The following is a 15,116-nucleotide window of genomic DNA, read 5'->3' on the forward strand; positions in this document are numbered from 1 at the left end:
CGGATGATTTCTGCTGACGACCTGATTGCGCTGGTCCGCAACTACAACCCAAAGACAAATGCTGATCGCATCGCCCGCGCCTATGAGTTCGGGATGCAGATGCACGAAGGGCAGTTCCGCCATTCCGGCGAGCCCTATTTTTCCCATCCGGTTGCCGTTGCCGCCATCCTGACCGAACAGCGTCTGGATGATGCAACGATCATCACGGCGCTGCTGCACGACACGATCGAAGACACCAAAGCCAGCTATGGCAAGGTCTCGGAACTGTTCGGCGATGAGGTCGCCAAACTGGTCGACGGCGTCACCAAGCTGACCAACCTGCAACTCTCCAGCCGCGAAACCAAGCAGGCGGAAAACTTCCGCAAGCTTTTCATGGCCATGTCCAAGGACCTGCGGGTCATTCTGGTCAAGCTGGCTGACCGACTGCACAACATGCGCACCATCAAGGCGATGCGCCCGGAAAAGCAGGTGCAAAAAGCGCGCGAGACGATGGATATCTATGCGCCGCTCGCAGGCCGCATGGGGATGCAGTGGATGCGCGAGGAACTCGAAGACCTCGCCTTCCGCGTCCTGAACCCCGAAGGCCGCCAGTCGATCATTCGCCGCTTCATCACCCTGCAACGCGAAACCGGCGACGTGATCCACCGCATCACCGGCGACATGCGGCATGAGCTGGAAAAGGCGGGCATCGAGGCCGAGGTCTTTGGCCGCGCCAAGAAACCCTATTCGATCTGGCGCAAGATGCAGGAAAAGGATCAGGGCTTCTCGCGCCTCTCGGACATCTACGGATTCCGCATCATCACGCCCAGCGAGGAAGATTGCTATCGCACCCTCGGGGCCATTCACCAGCGCTGGCGCGCGGTGCCCGGTCGGTTCAAGGATTATATCAGCCAGCCGAAATCGAACGGCTACCGCTCGATCCACACCACGGTTTCGGGGCGTGACGGCAAACGGGTCGAAGTTCAGATTCGCACCCGCCAGATGCATGACGTTGCCGAAACCGGTGTCGCCGCGCACTGGTCCTATCGCGATGGCGTGCGCTCGGAAAACCCGTTTGCCGTCGACCCGGCCAAATGGATTGCCAATCTGACCGAACAGTTCGACAACGAGGATGATCACGAAGACTTCCTCGAAGCGGTCAAGTTGGAGATGTATTCCGACCAGGTGTTCTGCTTCACCCCCAAGGGTGACGTGGTGAAACTGCCGCGCGGGGCGACACCGATCGACTTTGCCTATGCCATTCATACCCGCATCGGGCATGCCTGCGTGGGGGCAAAGGTCGATGGTATCCGGGTGCCGCTGTGGACCCGGCTCAAGAACGGACAGTCGGTGGACATCATCACCGCCGATGGCCAGACGCCGCAGGTCACATGGCTGGAGATTGCCGTCACCGGCAAGGCGCGCACTTCGATACGGCGCGCCCTGCGCGAGGTTGACCGCGAGCGGTTCATCAAACTGGGCAAGGAACTGGCCCGCGCCGGGTTCGAACATGTGGGCCGCAAGGCCACCGACAAGGCGCTGGACACCGCCGCCAAGCACCTGCGCCTGAAGGATCGTCATGAATTGCTGGCCCGTCTCGGCAGCGCCGAACTGACCGCGCACGAGGTGGTCAGCGCCGTCTATCCCGAACTGACCCAGGACGACGGCGATGCCATCCCGCTGCGCCGCGCGGTCATCGGGCTTGAGGCGGGGCAGAAATTCGACCGCGCGCCCTGTTGCCAGCCGCTGCCGGGTGAACGCATCGTTGGCATCACCTATCGCGGCAAGGGCGTGGTGGTCCATGCCATCGACTGCGACCGCCTGTCCGAATTCGAGGATGAGCCCGAGCGTTGGGTTGATCTGCACTGGCATCACGGCACCCATCAGGCGGTTTATGGCGCGACACTTGATCTGACCATCGGCAATGATGCCGGTGTGCTGGGGCGAATCTGCACATTGATCGGCGAGAAAAAGGCCAATATCTCGAACCTGGAATTTGTCGACCGAAAACCGGATTTTTACCGCCTGCTGATCAATGTCGAACTGCGTGATCTGGAGCAGTTGCATTCGCTGATGCTGATGCTCGAAGCGGAAAGCGACGTTGCCGCGGTGGAGCGTTTCAGGGATCGGACTAAAACCGCAGTGGCGGCTGGTTGAGAGAGGGTGATCACGAGTGGTTTTCAAGCGCCGAGACCGACGCTCGCCTGCCCGGATCGCTTCGGAATTTGTCTATCCCCGTGGGGGCTGGACCCGTGCCTTTCACTATGTCAAACACCGCGTCCGTCGCCTGCCTGACACGCCCGAACGCATTGCGCGCGGTATCGGGGCAGGGGTCTTTGCCGCGTTCACCCCTTTCTATGGTCTGCACTTTCTGGTCGCGGCGGTCGGCGCGCGGCTGATCAACGGCAATATCCTGGCCTCCCTCAGCGGCACGTTTTTTGGCAATCCTCTTACTTATGTCCCCATCGGTGTGATCTGCCTGCAAACCGGGCATTTCCTGCTGGGAACCGAGTTCGAAAAAAGCGAAACCCGGGGTCTGATGGGCAAGTTCGCCGATGCCATGGGCGATCTGAAGGACAATTTCTTCGCGATGTTCACGGACCGGGTCGCAGACTGGGACGGACTGAGTATCTTCTATAGCGAGGTATTTTATCCCTACATGATCGGCGGCGTCCTCCCGGGCCTTCTGGCCGGGATAATCTGCGGGTATCTCAGCCTGCCGCTGATCCGCAAATACCAGCAGCGCCGCCGGGCGAAGATCAAGGCGAAGTTTGAAGAAATCAAACGGCTGGCCGGTGCAAAGACTGCCGTTCCCGAAACAAAGCCTCTAGGCTCGGGCCAAAACCAGAAAAAGGAATCGCGTGATGTCTGACAACTATCTGCGTCTGGGCGTGAATATCGACCACGTGGCCACCGTGCGCAACGCCCGTGGCGGGGACTATCCCGACCCTCTACGCGCCGCAAGGTTCGCGGAAGAGGCGGGCGCGGACGGCATCACCGCGCATTTGCGCGAAGATCGCCGCCATATCTCGGACGCCGATATCGACGGGCTGATGGAGGTTCTGACCGTGCCCCTGAATTTCGAAATGGCCGCGACCGACGAGATGCAAAAAATTGCCCTGCGCCACAAACCGCACGCAGTGTGCATCGTTCCGGAAAAGCGTGAGGAACGCACCACCGAAGGCGGGCTCGAAGTCGCGCGCGAGGAAAACAAGCTGGCCCATTTCATCGCCCCCCTGCGCGATGTCGGCTGCCGCGTGTCGATCTTCATCGCCGCCGACAAGCGCCAGATCGACGCCGCCCACCGTATCGGTGCCGAGGTGATCGAACTGCATACCGGCGCCTATTGCGATTTCCACGCCGAAGGCCGCATGGAAGACGCCGCGCGCGAGCTGGAAGCGCTGCGCGAGATGTCCACATACGCCCATTCGCTGGGGCTCGAAGTTCACGCGGGCCATGGCCTGACCTATGAATCGGTCAAACCCGTTGCCGCTTTCCCCGAGGTGCGCGAACTCAATATCGGCCATTTCCTGATCGGCGAGGCGATTTTCCGGGGCCTAACACCAGCGATTGCCGAGATGCGCCGCCTGATGGATGAGGCGCGCGCATGATCACGCCCGCCTTTGTCGCGATCTGGTTTGCCTGGCTGATGGCCGGGGGCTCTCCGGGTCCGGCGACGATGGGCATCGCGGGCACCGCCATGAACGAAGGCCGTCGCGCGGGCCTGGTGTTTGCACTGGGAATCTGCGCCGGTTCCGCTGCATGGGGCGTCGCGGCGGCGTTCGGGCTGTCGGCGATCATGCTGGCCAATGTCTGGGTGTTCGAGGTGATCCGTTATATCGGCGTGGCTTATCTGGGCTGGCTGGCCCTCAAGGCCCTGCGCTGCGCCTTGTCCGCGGATGAGGTCGCGCTGGGCAACCCGGTCACTGGCTCGCTCCGCACGATCTTCGTCAAAGGTGCCGCCATCCACCTGACCAACCCCAAGGCGATCCTCAGCTGGGGCTCGATCTACGCCATCGTCGCCCCGAACGATGCCAGCCTTGCGATGCTGCTGGGTTATTTTGCAATGCTCTACGCAGGCTCACTGCTGATCTTCATCGGCTACGCTTTCCTGTTCTCGTCCGAGCGCATGGTTCGCTCCTACCGCCGCGCCCGCCGCTGGTTCGATTTCGCCTTTGCCGGTTTCTTTGGCGTGGCGAGTTACAAGATACTGACGGTGCGGGTGTCGTGATGCGAGAAAATTTCACTCTAACGCTTCTCGTTTGAAACGCCTCTCGTTTGACGCGTAACCTCTTGGAAAATAGAAAATAGAAAATAGAAAATAGAAAAATGAAAAAACCGAGTCTCCAGAATTTTGCTCTATGGTTGATTGCAATACGCGTAGCTATGGTATTCATTGATTTGCTATCTTTAGCGATTTTTAACTTTGAGATTTCGTCATTTGCAGTTTCGATCGCACCGGTATTCGGAGCGGCGGTGGCCTCGGGGCAAAAGTATGTCCGCGAGAACGGGCGATTGTTGGCAGCTAGCCAGGCATGGCGATTTGCGGTGCTGGCGACTCTGGTTTTCATTTGTGTAGAAGCCGTTGTGACATCTACTCTCGGTCTGATCTTAGTCGGGCCAACCTTTTACTACGTTTTTACCTCTGTACTCTCCAGCGGCAGTAGTGGGGTATTCATTGGCGTGATGCTTTTCTATATCGTTATTGTCTTCATTTCGGTCCGAATTTTCTTTTCCATGGCGGCAAAAAGAGAACTTAAAGCACTGGAAAAGAACGCTCAAAAGGGAATGTAACGTTTGATCCTGGGCATCGGCACAGACCTCGCAAATATCGACCGCATTCAGGGCACGCTCGACCGGTTCGGCGACCGGTTCCGCAACCGTGTTTTCACCGACACCGAACAGCGCAAGGCCGAGCGCCGCCACGACACCGCCGGAACCTACGCCAAACGCTGGGCCGCGAAAGAGGCGTGTTCCAAGGCGCTGGGCACTGGTCTGCGCATGGGCATTGCGTGGAAGGACATGGCCGTGACCAATCTGCGCACCGGCCAGCCCGTTATGCACGTCACCGGCTGGGCCGCTGAACGGCTGAAGGAAATAACGCCCGAAGGTTATGAGGCCATCATCCACGTCACCCTGACGGACGACCACCCTTGGGCGCAGGCCTTTGTTGTGATCGAGGCGCGCCCCGTTCAAGATCGCCTCGCGCAGCCTTGACTTGCCCCCGGCCGACCCGCATGTAGCAACCCAATAAGCCAAGGACCGGAGAGCAGTATGGCCGAGGAAGCCAAATCAGGTAACGCCGTCTGGGAGACGATCAAAACCATCGTCTATGCCCTGCTGATCGCGGGCATTTTCCGTACCCTGTTCTTTCAGCCCTTCTGGATCCCGTCCGGCTCGATGAAGCCCACCTTGCTGATCGGCGACTTCCTGTTCGTGAACAAGATGGCCTACGGCTACTCCTACGCGTCCTGCCCCAGCGTGATCATTCCCAGCGTCGGTCTGAACATCGATGCCGAGGATATCTGCGGCTGGATGCAGGGGGATGACAATACGCGCATCTGGGGCGGCGAGCCCGATCGCGGCGATGTCATCGTCTTCCGCCATCCGGTCACCGGTCGCGACTTCATCAAACGGTTGATCGGCCTGCCCGGCGACCGCATTCAGGTCCGAGACGGGGTAATCATTCTGAACGGCACTCCCGTGCAGCAAACCCCCGACGGCGTGTTCACCGAAATCGCCGAACCGCAAGGCCCGCAGGGTCTGCGCCCGCGCTGCGAAAACGGCCCTGTCGGCATTGGTGGTGCCTGCGAAAAAAGCCGCCTGATCGAAACCCTGCCGAACGGTGCTTCCTACGAGGTGCTGAACATCCGCAATCAGGGGTCCGACAACACCGGCATCTACACCGTGCCCGAAGGCCAATATTTCTTCATGGGCGACAACCGCGACAATTCCAGCGACAGCCGCGTGCCACAGTCCGCAGGCGGTGTCGGCTATGTTCCTTATGAAAACCTGATCGGCCGCGCCGACCGGATCATGTTCTCGTCCGCGGGCCGTTCGATGCTGTTCTTCTGGACCTGGCGGGGCGACCGCTTCTTCAAGGCTGTCAATTGAAGCTATCAGCCGAAATAAGAGCCTTCCAGCAGCGTTTGGGGTACGAGTTCAAAAGCCCCGAACTGCTGCTGCGCGCGCTGACCCACGGATCGGTGTCCTCGACGACACGGCCCGACAATCAACGGCTCGAGTTTCTGGGCGACCGGGTCCTGGGCCTGGTGATGGCCACCGCCTTGCTTGAGGCGGACAAGAATGCCTCCGAAGGCCAACTGGCCCCGCGATTCAACGCACTTGTTCGCAAAGAGGCCTGCGCCGACGTGGCCCGCCAAATCGATCTGGGCGCGGTCCTGAAACTGGGCCGGTCCGAGATGCTGTCCGGCGGGCGCCGCAAACAGGCCTTGCTGGGTGACGCGATGGAGGCGGTGATCGCCGCCGTCTACCGCGATGCGGGGTTTGAGGCGGCCCGCGATGTCATCCTCGCGCTCTGGGGCGATCGTATTCACAAGGTCGAGGCGGACGCCCGCGACGCGAAAACCGCGCTGCAGGAATGGGCGCAGGCCCGCGGTCAAAAGCCGCCCGCTTACGTCGAAGTCAAGCGCAGCGGTCCGGATCACGCCCCGGTCTTCACCATTGCCGCCCGTCTGCAGGACGGAACCGAAGCGCAGGCCACCGCCGGGTCAAAGCGGCAGGCGGAACAGGCGGCAGCCAAGGCGCTGCTGGAAAATCTCGCGAAATAACCCGACAGGGATCCGTCTTCATCTGGCCGAAAATATCCCGGGGGTGAGCCCGGATGACATCCGGGCGAGGGGGCTGGCCCCCTACCGGTCGGATTGGCGCGGCCGATCCGACGCTTAGACCACCCGGATATACGCGGTCAGCCCGGTTTTCTGATGCTCGATTACATGGCAATGAAACGCCCAGTCGCCGGGATTGTCCGCGACCAGCGCGATCTCGGCCACTTCGTCCTTCAGCAACAGCATCGTGTCGGTCATCAGGGGTGGAAGTTGGCGCAGGTTCGATTTCAGCGGCACAAAGGCCAGCCCGTGCAGGTGGATCGGATGCAGATTAGGCGATTCGTTGCGCAGCCGAAGCACATAGGTTTTGCCCATCTCCAATGTGGCCAGCGGACCGACACCCTGGGCCGCATCGCCGGGCCATGGAGTCCTGTTGACCGACCAGAAATTGTAACCCAGCGAACCGCAGAACCCGTTATTGGGAGCGCCACCCTCGGGTGTCCAGCCAAAGACGAATTCGTGCACCTCGGCCCGCGCCAGATCCGGCCTGGCGACCGGGTTGATGGGCAGGGGGCGCAGGTCCCGCAAGTCCCGCGAAAGCGTGGCTCCAACAGACCGCAGTCGCGCCATGGCAACCGGTGCACTTCCTGGCAGTTTCGCCATCAGATCGACGGTCCGCCCCTCACCGGCAGGCATCACAACGGCAAAATCGACCCGTTGGCCGGGACCGACAAGCAAGGGGTCTTCCACGCCGGGCATCGGCAGCGCGATTTCGACCGGATGACCGTCCCAGGCGATAATCCGCGCCTCGGCCCCGGCCAGATGCAGCTTGTAGATGCGGGTCGTATCCGAATTGAGAACCCGCAGCCGCACCAGGCTGCCCGCCGGATGATCATAGGCCGGCCCCGTCAGCCAGTTCGCCGTCTGAATATTTCCGAACGTACCCGCCCGCGCGGCCCCGCGCGCGGTAAAGGCAGGCAGAAACTGCCCATCCTCGCCCAGACGGAAATCCCGCAGGTTGATCACCTGCTCACTGTCAAAGCCGGTGTCTTCGGCCTCGGCGATGACCATCACCCCGGTCAGCCCATGGGCCATCTGCTCCATCGTCATGCAATGCGGGTGATACCAATAGGTTCCGGCATCCGGTGGCGTGAATTCATAGGTAAAGACCTCATCCGTTCCGATCGGCATCTGGGTCAGATAAGGCACCCCGTCCATCTGGTTGGCAATCCGCATACCGTGCCAGTGCATGGCGGTGTAATCTGGCAGAGTGTTGCGCACCGGCAGGCGCATCACCTCACCCTGCGTGCCATACAGAACCGGCGGCGGTGCGTCGGGTGACAGGCTGACCATGCCCGTGGTCACCTGATCCTTAAGCGCAAAGCTGGCCGGTTGAATGACCAGTTCCTGCCCGTCTGCTGCCAGTCCCAATCCACCCAGACTCAATGCGCCTGCGGTAGCCCCGCTGCCCAAAAGAAACTCACGGCGTTTCATATGTGCCTCATTTTCGGATTTGATCGCCTGGCTGGGTTCGGCTGAGCGCACGGTATTCGTGCCATCCCGGACGCATGGCGGCAATGCGACAAATCCCTCTGGCCCGCATGGCCAATCTGCTATAGGGATGCGCAGTTGCAAACAGGATCGCATTGAACATGACCACACGCGCCGGATTTATCGCCCTGATCGGAGAGCCCAACGCAGGCAAATCCACCCTGCTGAACCGCATGGTCGGGGCGAAGGTTTCCATCGTGACACACAAGGTGCAGACCACCCGTACCCGAATTCGCGGCGTGGCGATGGAAGGCGACGCGCAACTGGTCTTTGTCGACACGCCGGGCCTGTTCAAGCCCCGCCGCCGCCTGGACCGCGCCATGGTCGCCGCCGCTTGGGGCGGGGCGGCGGATGCCGATGTCGTCGTGCTGATGGTCGAGGCCCATCGCGGCATCACCGAAGGGGTCGAGCGTATACTCGAAGGTCTCGAGGAGATCGGACAGGGCCGCGCAGTCGCGCTGGCCATCAACAAGATCGACAAGGTGCCGTCCGAGAAACTTCTGACCCTGACAAAAGATCTGAACGCACGCTATCCGTTTGCCGAAACCTTCATGATTTCGGCGGAAAAGGGCCATGGCGTCGATGACCTGCGCAAATGGCTGGCCTCGGAATTGCCCGAAGGCCCGTGGCTTTACCCCGAGGATCAGATCGCCGATCTGCCCCTGCGCATGATCGCCGCCGAGATGACGCGCGAGAAACTGACCCTGCGCCTGCATCAGGAACTGCCGTACCAGCTGACCGTCGAGACCGAGAACTGGGAAGAACGCAAGGACGGTTCCGCCAAAATCGATCAGGTCATCTATGTCATGCGCGATGGCCACAAGGGCATCGTGCTGGGCAAGCGGGGCGAGACGATCAAGGCAGTCAGCCAGGCCGCGCGGGCAGAGTTGGAAGAGTTCCTCGACCGCAAGATCCACCTGTTCCTGCAGGTGAAAGTCCGGCCCAACTGGCTGGAAGAATCCGAACGCTATTCGGAAATGGGTCTGGATTTCAAAGACGGCAACGCATGACCCGACTGACGGCGGAATTCTGGGTCCATGCCTATCTGGCGCGGCTTCGCTTTCAGGAAATTCCTGCCTTCGTCGTGGCCCATGGCGACGACACGGCAGGCGCGGTGCTGATCAAGCTGAACACGCTTGACGGGCAGGCCACGGCCTTCCAGCGCAGCTTTGATCTGATGAGCGGCGAACGCAAATGGGTCGAACTGTCCGGCGGCCCCGAGCCGGACGTGGACGCCGCCATCCAGCGCCAACGCAGCTTTGACCCCGATCTCTGGGTGATCGAGGTCGAGGACCGGCAGGGCCGGCATCTGTTGGGGGAAGAGGGGTTGGAATGATCCCTGCTTCGAAGGGTCTTTGACGCACGGATCAAAGCGTCTATTTTGAACCTGCTCCTGGCCAGAACGGACTGGCCTATCCGTGGAACAACACAAGACGATGAGGTGTTCGCGTGGCTGAAACACTCGCTGAGAAACTGGAAAAATCCGAGCTTGGCCACTGGATGCAGCGGTTCGAGGGCTTCATGGTTTTCGTCGGGGTCTTTGGCCCATTCGCTACCCTTCCGCAATTGATCAAGCTCTACTTTACTCACTCCCAGCACGCCACCGGTCAATCACTGCTTTCGTGGTCGCTCTATGCCGGTCTGTCGTTTCTGTGGTTCGCCTACGGGCTGGTGGTAGGCAAACTGCCGATTTACGTGGGCAACGGAATCTCGATGGTGCTGAATCTGCTCATGGTCATCGGCATCCTGATCCACGCGGGCGTGACGTTCTGACCTCGCATTCTGTGGAACCACTCTGGCCTTACCACCCGCCGCTTTTCTGCGTGATATCGTGCCCGGTGGCGCTGAGCGTATCACCGGCAAACATTTTCACCTTGGGCGCAAACGCCTGAAAATATGGCTGCGACTGCACATGGGCCAATGTCTCGGCACTGTCCCAGCGTCCCCAGTGAAACCGGGACACACCATCATCGGCCACCGCGACCTGATAGGTGAACTTCCCCACAGCCTCGGGGTCGGCGTCGATCGCCGCGATGAACGTGTTTACGGCTTCCAGCCATTCAGTCTCGTCGCCATCGTAGCGATATGTGATTGTAATTCCGCGCATCGGATCTCATCCTTATTTAACTCTAATGTTAATTAGAGAGTGATATCGCCTGCGCGTCAAGCTTTCTTGGTTGCGGTCCTGACCCGCCACAGGCCAAATGGGCACAGCAAACGGTACGGAGCCCATGTGGACTGGCGCGATCACGGCATACTTCTGACCTCTCGCCGCCACGGCGAAACGGCGGCGATAATTGAGGTCTTTACCCAGACCCATGGACGGCATGCCGGTGTCGTACGTGGCGGGGCCAGCCGCAAGATTGCGCCGATCCTGCAGCCCGGTGCGCAGCTGGATGTGGTGTGGCGGGCGCGGCTTGAAGAACATATCGGAACCTTTCAGGTCGAACCCCTGCGATCGCGCGCGGCGGCGGCCTTTTCAGGACGTCTGGCGCTGGCCGGGCTGAACACGGTGTTGTCGCTGCTGTCCTTCTGCCTGCCCGAGCGGGAACCGCATCCGGGCATCTACAAGCAGACCGAACAACTGATGGACCTGCTGGGGCAGGATGACATCTGGCCACTGGCCTATCTGCGCTGGGAACTGGCCCTGCTGGAAGAGCTGGGTTTTGGCCTCGACCTGTCGGCCTGTGCGGCAACCGGCGCAACCGAAGGGTTGATCTATGTCTCGCCGAAATCGGGCCGGGCCGTCAGTGCCGCCGGCGCCGGAGAATGGGCCGACCGGTTGTTGCCGCTGCCCCCCTGCCTGCGCGGCGAAGGTCAGGCACCGGATGCCGAGATCGTCGAAGGGCTGAAAACAACGGGCTATTTTCTGGAACACCGGGTGGCGCCTGTACTGGGCCACCACCCCTTGCCAGCGGCCCGGGCACGGTTTCTGGATCAGCTCACTCGACGGCTTTGAACACCATCTCGTGCCCGTCCTCATTGCGCAGGATCAGCACGTCGCCCGACACCTCGGATTGGGTCATCGCCAGCAGGGCCGCGAAATAGAACCCTTCGGCCTCAAGCCCCGCACAGGCCGCGCGGGTTGCGTTCAGGTCGGTGACCTCGAACCACGGATAAGGCGCGTTCAAGGTGCCGCTGTAGCTGTTGCAAGGTGCGTTGCCTTCGATCCTGCCCTCTTCGGGGAACCGCAGCAGGGCGCTGGCTTCAAATGACTGCCCGTCGATTTCCTGCAAGGTCCATGTGCGGTCCGCCGCGCCATAGGCGGCCACGGATTCGTCCTTGTCGCATTGCAGCAACGCCAGCAGGGGCAGAGTCAGGATCAGGCGTGTCATGACGGTGTCTTATCCTTTTGCGGACGGTGGCGAAACCTGCGCGGTCCGGATCAATAAGGTATCTCGCCGCTCAGCAATTCAGCGCGCACCTCGCTTCGGGGCCGCCAGTTATACTTGGTATCCTCACGCACGGGTGCCCAGTGCAAGGCGCCGCTGTTGCGCCACGGGTCCAGGATAATGCCGTCATACAACGACGCCCCCGTGGCGCTGATCGATGCCGAATGGTGGATGATCCGGAACGCCGTGGGCGGAGATGTGGCCCAGTTCAGGTCCAGCGTGCGGAAATCTTCCTGCCGCAGCCGCTTCGTCATGGCCTCGGCCCAGTCATTGCACAACCCATATTCGCGAAAACCGTTGATGACCTTGGCGTTGTGGATGATGGCCGGATCCTCGACCTGCCATTCCCGCGCCAGACGCTGCGAATAGGTGTAAGCGATTGTGGCGGCCTTTTGCGCTTCGGCCGGGTCAACATCGGGGCCGAGGCCTCCGATCGCTTTCGCCAGCGCATCGATGTCGCTTTGGCCTGCTGTCGGCTGCGTGGTCGCGCAGCCGCTCAGGGCGATCACGTTCAGAGTCACCCAAAGTGCAAAAAATATTCTGGTCATTCTTTGTTTACCAACTGCCCGTGTGGTTCCGTCTGTTCCACGGGATGCTCTACCCCAGTTTCGCGCGGAATCAGAGGGGGAAATTTTCATGCCCCGATTCAGAGGCACATCCTGGTAGGCACCCGGGTTCGCCAGGGTTTGCGCATGTGAAATACGAACGGCCGGAAGGTCCAGGCGCGTGCAAATCCGACAAAACAAGAAAAGACCCGGCGCAAGACCGGGTCCAGTTGGGGAAACAGAGATGCCGAAAACCGGTCAGCCGAGCAGACGTCGCGCGATAACCTGAGCTTGAATTTCGGCAGCTCCTTCGAAAATGTTCAGAATGCGCGCATCGCACAGCACGCGGCTGATCTTGTATTCCAGCGCAAAGCCGTTGCCGCCATGAATTTGCAGCCCGTTATCCGCCGCCGCCCATGCGACACGCGCGCCCAGCAGCTTGGCCATTCCGGCCTCAAGATCGCAGCGCTGGCCATGGTCTTTTTCCCAGGCGCTGAAGTAGGTCAGCTGCCGCGCGATCATGATCTCGACCGCCATCATGGCCAGCTTGCCCGACACACGCGGGAAGTTGATCAGAGATTTGCCAAACTGTTTGCGGTCCTGCGCGTATTGCATTGCAATATCCAGCGCGCTTTGGGCGACACCAATGGCGCGCGCAGCGGTTTGGATGCGTGCGCTTTCGAAGGTTTCCATCAGCTGTTTAAAGCCTTTGCCTTCTTCGCCGCCCAACAGGTTCTCACCTTTGACTTTGAACCCGTCAAAACCAAGTTCGTATTCTTTCATACCGCGATAGCCCAGCACCTCGATCTCACCGCCGGTCATGCCGGGGGTGGGGAAGGGGTTTTCATCCGTACCGGGCGTCTTTTCCGCCAGGAACATGGACAATCCGCGGTGATCGGTGGTGTCGGGATTGGTGCGCGCCAGCAGGGTCATCACATGGGTGCGCGCCGCATGCGTGATCCAGGTTTTGTTGCCGGTGATCTTGAAATCACCGTTCTCGTCCTTGACCGCACGGGTGCGCAGGCTGCCAAGGTCCGAGCCGGTGTTGGGTTCGGTGAACACGGCAGTCGGCAGGATCTCGGCGCTGGCTATCTTGGGCAACCATTGCGCTTTTTGCTCATCCGTGCCGCCCGCAATGATCAGTTCAGCCGCGATCTCGGACCGGGTTCCCAGAGAACCAACGCCGATATAGCCGCGTGACAGTTCCTCGGACACCACACACATCGAGGCTTTGGATAGGCCGAACCCACCGAATTCTTCGGGAATGGTCAGGCCGAAGACGCCCATTTCCGCCAGTTCTTCAATGATCTCGATCGGGATCAGTTCATCCTTGAGGTGCCAGTCATGCGCGTTCGGTTCGACCTTTTCCTGCGCATAGCGGCGGAACTGGTCGCGGATCATTTCAAGCTCTTCGTCCAGACCCGAGGCGCCGAACATGGTGGCGCCGGACTGATCCTGCATCAGCGCGACCAGACGGCTGCGTGCGGCCTGTGAATTGGCCTGTGCCATCAGGGTTTGAACTTCGGAACACTGGAACCCGGACAACGCGTCCCAGCCCAGCCCCAGATCCTGCAGGCGCACAACCTCGCCTTGGTTCATCGGAATGCCGCCCGCGACCTGATGCAAGTATTCGCCAAAGGCGATCTGGTGTAGCAGCTGTTCGATTTCACCGAACTTGCCGTCGGCCTCCAGCGTTTCGGCCCAACGCTGCATCTGTTGCAGGGATTGATTATAGGTAGCCAGCCATGCAAGGCCGTGCGCGGCGGTCTGGTTGGCTTCGATCAGTGCCCCCGAAATCTTACCGTCAGCGCTGACCATATCGCGGACGGATTCCCGCGCCCGTTCAAAAACCGCCTCGACCGCCGGAACGGCAGCTCGGGTCAGGGTCAGCAGATCGGGCAAAATCGCAGGTGTCGTCATCTGGGTCATATCCTGTCCGTCATGGGCCATGAATCACGTCCTTCTCTGGGTCGTCTGGTCATATCATGCTGCACGTGCAGCGCAACAAAAATACGAAATTGGCAGGTAAAAAGTTCAAAAATTACCCGATGAGTTTTGCAGTGCAGAGAAATCTGGGAGTGGTATCAACGAGGCATGACATGGCTTTCAATACTCTCGACACAGGATCTGGCGCTGGCCGTTTCGATTGCCTTTCTTGCCGGCTGCATCAAGGGAATGGTCGGATTTGCCATGCCCATGGTTCTGGTTTCGGGGCTGAGCATCTTCCTGCCGCCCGAATGGGCCGTGGCCGGGCTGATCCTGCCAACTTTGGTCACAAACGGAGTTCAGGCGTTGCGCGAAGGTGTCCCCGCAGCGGTGTCGTCCATCCGACGGTTCCGTGTGTTTCTGATCGTGGGGCTGCTGTTTTTGTTGGCGGGTGCCCAACTGGTCAGCCTGGTTCCGCCGCGAACGTTGTTGCTGATGATCGGCGCACCGGTGACGTTCTTTGCGCTGATTCAGGTCTTGGGATCAAAGCTGACATTGTCGAAACCTTCAGCCTGGATTGAGGCGGCGATGGGTTCGGTTGCCGGTTTCGTGGGCGGTATGTCAGGAATCTGGGGGCCGCCGACCGTGATGTACCTGACGGCCCTCAACACGCCGAAGGCAGATCAGATGCGGGTTCAGGGCGTCGTTTACGGGCTGGGTGCGGTGGCGCTGGTTTTTGCCCATCTGGGATCAGGCATCCTGCGCATGGAAACGGCCGCATTTTCCGGTTTTCTGATCGCACCGGCGGTCATTGGGTTGTGGGCAGGGCTGAAGCTCCAGGCACGGATTGATCAGGCTCGGTTCCGCAAGGTGACGTTGATCGTGTTGCTGATCGGCGGTCTGAATCTGCTTCGCCGGGGGCTGACGGGTTGAAG

The 15,116-nt window shown here is 60.5% G+C and carries 18 protein-coding genes; 13 read left to right on the forward strand and 5 right to left on the reverse strand.

Translation table 11 applies throughout. The features are described from left to right. Positions 1–3: 3 nt before the first annotated feature. The 8 genes from ACR0MI_RS21050 (at position 4) to rnc (ending at position 6,770) form a co-directional block, all read left to right on the forward strand. A complete protein-coding gene (locus tag ACR0MI_RS21050; protein WP_170611933.1) occupies positions 4–2,136 on the forward strand; it encodes a RelA/SpoT family protein in 2,133 nt (710 codons plus the stop codon). 16 nt (positions 2,137–2,152) lie between these two features. Continuing rightward, the gene (locus tag ACR0MI_RS21055) at positions 2,153–2,851 is read left to right on the forward strand and encodes a DUF2062 domain-containing protein (protein ID WP_170611931.1); all 699 of its coding nucleotides are present in this window, start codon (positions 2,153–2,155) and stop codon (positions 2,849–2,851) included. Next, positions 2,844–3,590 carry a pyridoxine 5'-phosphate synthase gene (locus ACR0MI_RS21060; RefSeq protein WP_170611929.1) on the forward strand — a complete coding sequence of 249 codons (747 nt, stop codon included), beginning with the start codon at positions 2,844–2,846 and terminating at the stop codon, positions 3,588–3,590. The genes ACR0MI_RS21055 and ACR0MI_RS21060 overlap by 8 nt, the downstream gene beginning before the upstream one ends. After that, complete coding sequence (locus ACR0MI_RS21065; RefSeq protein ID WP_170611927.1) at positions 3,587–4,210, forward strand: LysE family translocator; 624 nt, start codon at positions 3,587–3,589, stop codon at positions 4,208–4,210. Before ACR0MI_RS21060 ends, ACR0MI_RS21065 begins: the two co-directional genes overlap by 4 nt. A gap of 98 nt (positions 4,211–4,308) precedes the next feature. Next, positions 4,309–4,773 carry an ABZJ_00895 family protein gene (locus ACR0MI_RS21070; protein ID WP_170817251.1) on the forward strand — a complete coding sequence of 155 codons (465 nt, stop codon included), beginning with the start codon at positions 4,309–4,311 and terminating at the stop codon, positions 4,771–4,773. Positions 4,774–4,776: 3 nt separating this feature from the next. Continuing rightward, positions 4,777–5,196, forward strand: a complete 420-nt coding sequence (gene acpS / locus ACR0MI_RS21075; protein WP_170611923.1) for a holo-ACP synthase — start codon at positions 4,777–4,779, stop codon at positions 5,194–5,196. A gap of 57 nt (positions 5,197–5,253) precedes the next feature. Then, positions 5,254–6,093 (forward strand): signal peptidase I, encoded by an 840-nt coding sequence (lepB, locus tag ACR0MI_RS21080; protein ID WP_170611921.1) that lies wholly within the window; start codon positions 5,254–5,256, stop codon positions 6,091–6,093. Next, positions 6,090–6,770: a ribonuclease III gene (rnc, locus tag ACR0MI_RS21085; protein ID WP_170611919.1), complete on the forward strand. Its 681-nt coding sequence runs from the start codon at positions 6,090–6,092 to the stop codon at positions 6,768–6,770. The genes lepB and rnc overlap by 4 nt, the downstream gene beginning before the upstream one ends. Positions 6,771–6,884: 114 nt before the next feature. On the opposite strand, the gene ACR0MI_RS21090 is transcribed toward rnc, so the two are convergent. Further along, positions 6,885–8,261, reverse strand: coding sequence for a multicopper oxidase family protein (locus tag ACR0MI_RS21090; RefSeq protein ID WP_170619190.1), 1,377 nt, complete (start codon positions 8,259–8,261; stop codon positions 6,885–6,887). 158 nt (positions 8,262–8,419) lie between these two features. Between ACR0MI_RS21090 and era the strand changes: the two genes are divergently transcribed. From era to ACR0MI_RS21105, 3 genes are all read left to right on the forward strand, one after another. Next, positions 8,420–9,328: a GTPase Era gene (gene era, locus ACR0MI_RS21095; RefSeq protein ID WP_170611915.1), complete on the forward strand. Its 909-nt coding sequence runs from the start codon at positions 8,420–8,422 to the stop codon at positions 9,326–9,328. Then, positions 9,325–9,654 (forward strand): DUF1491 family protein, encoded by a 330-nt coding sequence (locus ACR0MI_RS21100; protein WP_170611913.1) that lies wholly within the window; start codon positions 9,325–9,327, stop codon positions 9,652–9,654. The genes era and ACR0MI_RS21100 overlap by 4 nt, the downstream gene beginning before the upstream one ends. Positions 9,655–9,767: 113 nt before the next feature. Then, positions 9,768–10,091 carry a SemiSWEET transporter gene (locus tag ACR0MI_RS21105; RefSeq protein WP_170611911.1) on the forward strand — a complete coding sequence of 108 codons (324 nt, stop codon included), beginning with the start codon at positions 9,768–9,770 and terminating at the stop codon, positions 10,089–10,091. Between the two features lie 28 nt (positions 10,092–10,119). On the opposite strand, the gene ACR0MI_RS21110 is transcribed toward ACR0MI_RS21105, so the two are convergent. Continuing rightward, the gene (locus tag ACR0MI_RS21110; protein WP_170611909.1) at positions 10,120–10,425 is read right to left on the reverse strand and encodes a hypothetical protein; all 306 of its coding nucleotides are present in this window, start codon (positions 10,423–10,425) and stop codon (positions 10,120–10,122) included. A 126-nt stretch (positions 10,426–10,551) separates the two neighbouring features. On the opposite strand from ACR0MI_RS21110, the gene recO reads away from it, so the two are divergent. Beyond that, on the forward strand, positions 10,552–11,277 hold the full coding sequence (gene recO / locus ACR0MI_RS21115; RefSeq protein WP_170611907.1) for a DNA repair protein RecO: 726 nt from the start codon (positions 10,552–10,554) through the stop codon (positions 11,275–11,277). Here recO and ACR0MI_RS21120 read toward each other — a convergent pair. From ACR0MI_RS21120 to ACR0MI_RS21130, 3 genes are all read right to left on the reverse strand, one after another. Continuing rightward, positions 11,261–11,653 carry an META domain-containing protein gene (locus tag ACR0MI_RS21120; protein WP_170611905.1) on the reverse strand — a complete coding sequence of 131 codons (393 nt, stop codon included), beginning with the start codon at positions 11,651–11,653 and terminating at the stop codon, positions 11,261–11,263. The two genes, recO and ACR0MI_RS21120, sit on opposite strands and share 17 nt — an antisense overlap. A gap of 50 nt (positions 11,654–11,703) precedes the next feature. Next, positions 11,704–12,258 (reverse strand): hypothetical protein, encoded by a 555-nt coding sequence (locus ACR0MI_RS21125; RefSeq protein WP_170611903.1) that lies wholly within the window; start codon positions 12,256–12,258, stop codon positions 11,704–11,706. Positions 12,259–12,513: 255 nt separating this feature from the next. Continuing rightward, positions 12,514–14,205 (reverse strand): acyl-CoA dehydrogenase family protein, encoded by a 1,692-nt coding sequence (locus tag ACR0MI_RS21130; protein WP_170611901.1) that lies wholly within the window; start codon positions 14,203–14,205, stop codon positions 12,514–12,516. A gap of 144 nt (positions 14,206–14,349) precedes the next feature. On the opposite strand from ACR0MI_RS21130, the gene ACR0MI_RS21135 reads away from it, so the two are divergent. Beyond that, on the forward strand, positions 14,350–15,114 hold the full coding sequence (locus tag ACR0MI_RS21135; protein ID WP_170611899.1) for a sulfite exporter TauE/SafE family protein: 765 nt from the start codon (positions 14,350–14,352) through the stop codon (positions 15,112–15,114). Positions 15,115–15,116: the final 2 nt, after the last annotated feature.

It is taken from the genome of Ruegeria sp. D4 (genome assembly GCF_056534475.1).

What these genes read in the sequence shown, in the direction of transcription:
- ACR0MI_RS21050 (WP_170611933.1), top strand. Translation starts at nt 4, where the DNA reads ATGATTTCTGCTGACGACCTGATTGCGCTGGTCCGCAACTACAACCCA.
- ACR0MI_RS21060 (WP_170611929.1), top strand. Translation starts at nt 2,844, where the DNA reads ATGTCTGACAACTATCTGCGTCTGGGCGTGAATATCGACCACGTGGCC.
- ACR0MI_RS21065 (WP_170611927.1), top strand. Translation starts at nt 3,587, where the DNA reads ATGATCACGCCCGCCTTTGTCGCGATCTGGTTTGCCTGGCTGATGGCC.
- ACR0MI_RS21070 (WP_170817251.1), top strand. Translation starts at nt 4,309, where the DNA reads ATGAAAAAACCGAGTCTCCAGAATTTTGCTCTATGGTTGATTGCAATA.
- lepB (WP_170611921.1), top strand. Translation starts at nt 5,254, where the DNA reads ATGGCCGAGGAAGCCAAATCAGGTAACGCCGTCTGGGAGACGATCAAA.
- ACR0MI_RS21090 (WP_170619190.1), bottom strand. Translation starts at nt 8,261, where the DNA reads ATGAAACGCCGTGAGTTTCTTTTGGGCAGCGGGGCTACCGCAGGCGCA.
- era (WP_170611915.1), top strand. Translation starts at nt 8,420, where the DNA reads ATGACCACACGCGCCGGATTTATCGCCCTGATCGGAGAGCCCAACGCA.
- ACR0MI_RS21100 (WP_170611913.1), top strand. Translation starts at nt 9,325, where the DNA reads ATGACCCGACTGACGGCGGAATTCTGGGTCCATGCCTATCTGGCGCGG.
- ACR0MI_RS21110 (WP_170611909.1), bottom strand. Translation starts at nt 10,425, where the DNA reads ATGCGCGGAATTACAATCACATATCGCTACGATGGCGACGAGACTGAA.
- ACR0MI_RS21120 (WP_170611905.1), bottom strand. Translation starts at nt 11,653, where the DNA reads ATGACACGCCTGATCCTGACTCTGCCCCTGCTGGCGTTGCTGCAATGC.
- ACR0MI_RS21125 (WP_170611903.1), bottom strand. Translation starts at nt 12,258, where the DNA reads ATGACCAGAATATTTTTTGCACTTTGGGTGACTCTGAACGTGATCGCC.
- ACR0MI_RS21130 (WP_170611901.1), bottom strand. Translation starts at nt 14,205, where the DNA reads ATGGCCCATGACGGACAGGATATGACCCAGATGACGACACCTGCGATT.
- ACR0MI_RS21135 (WP_170611899.1), top strand. Translation starts at nt 14,350, where the DNA reads ATGACATGGCTTTCAATACTCTCGACACAGGATCTGGCGCTGGCCGTT.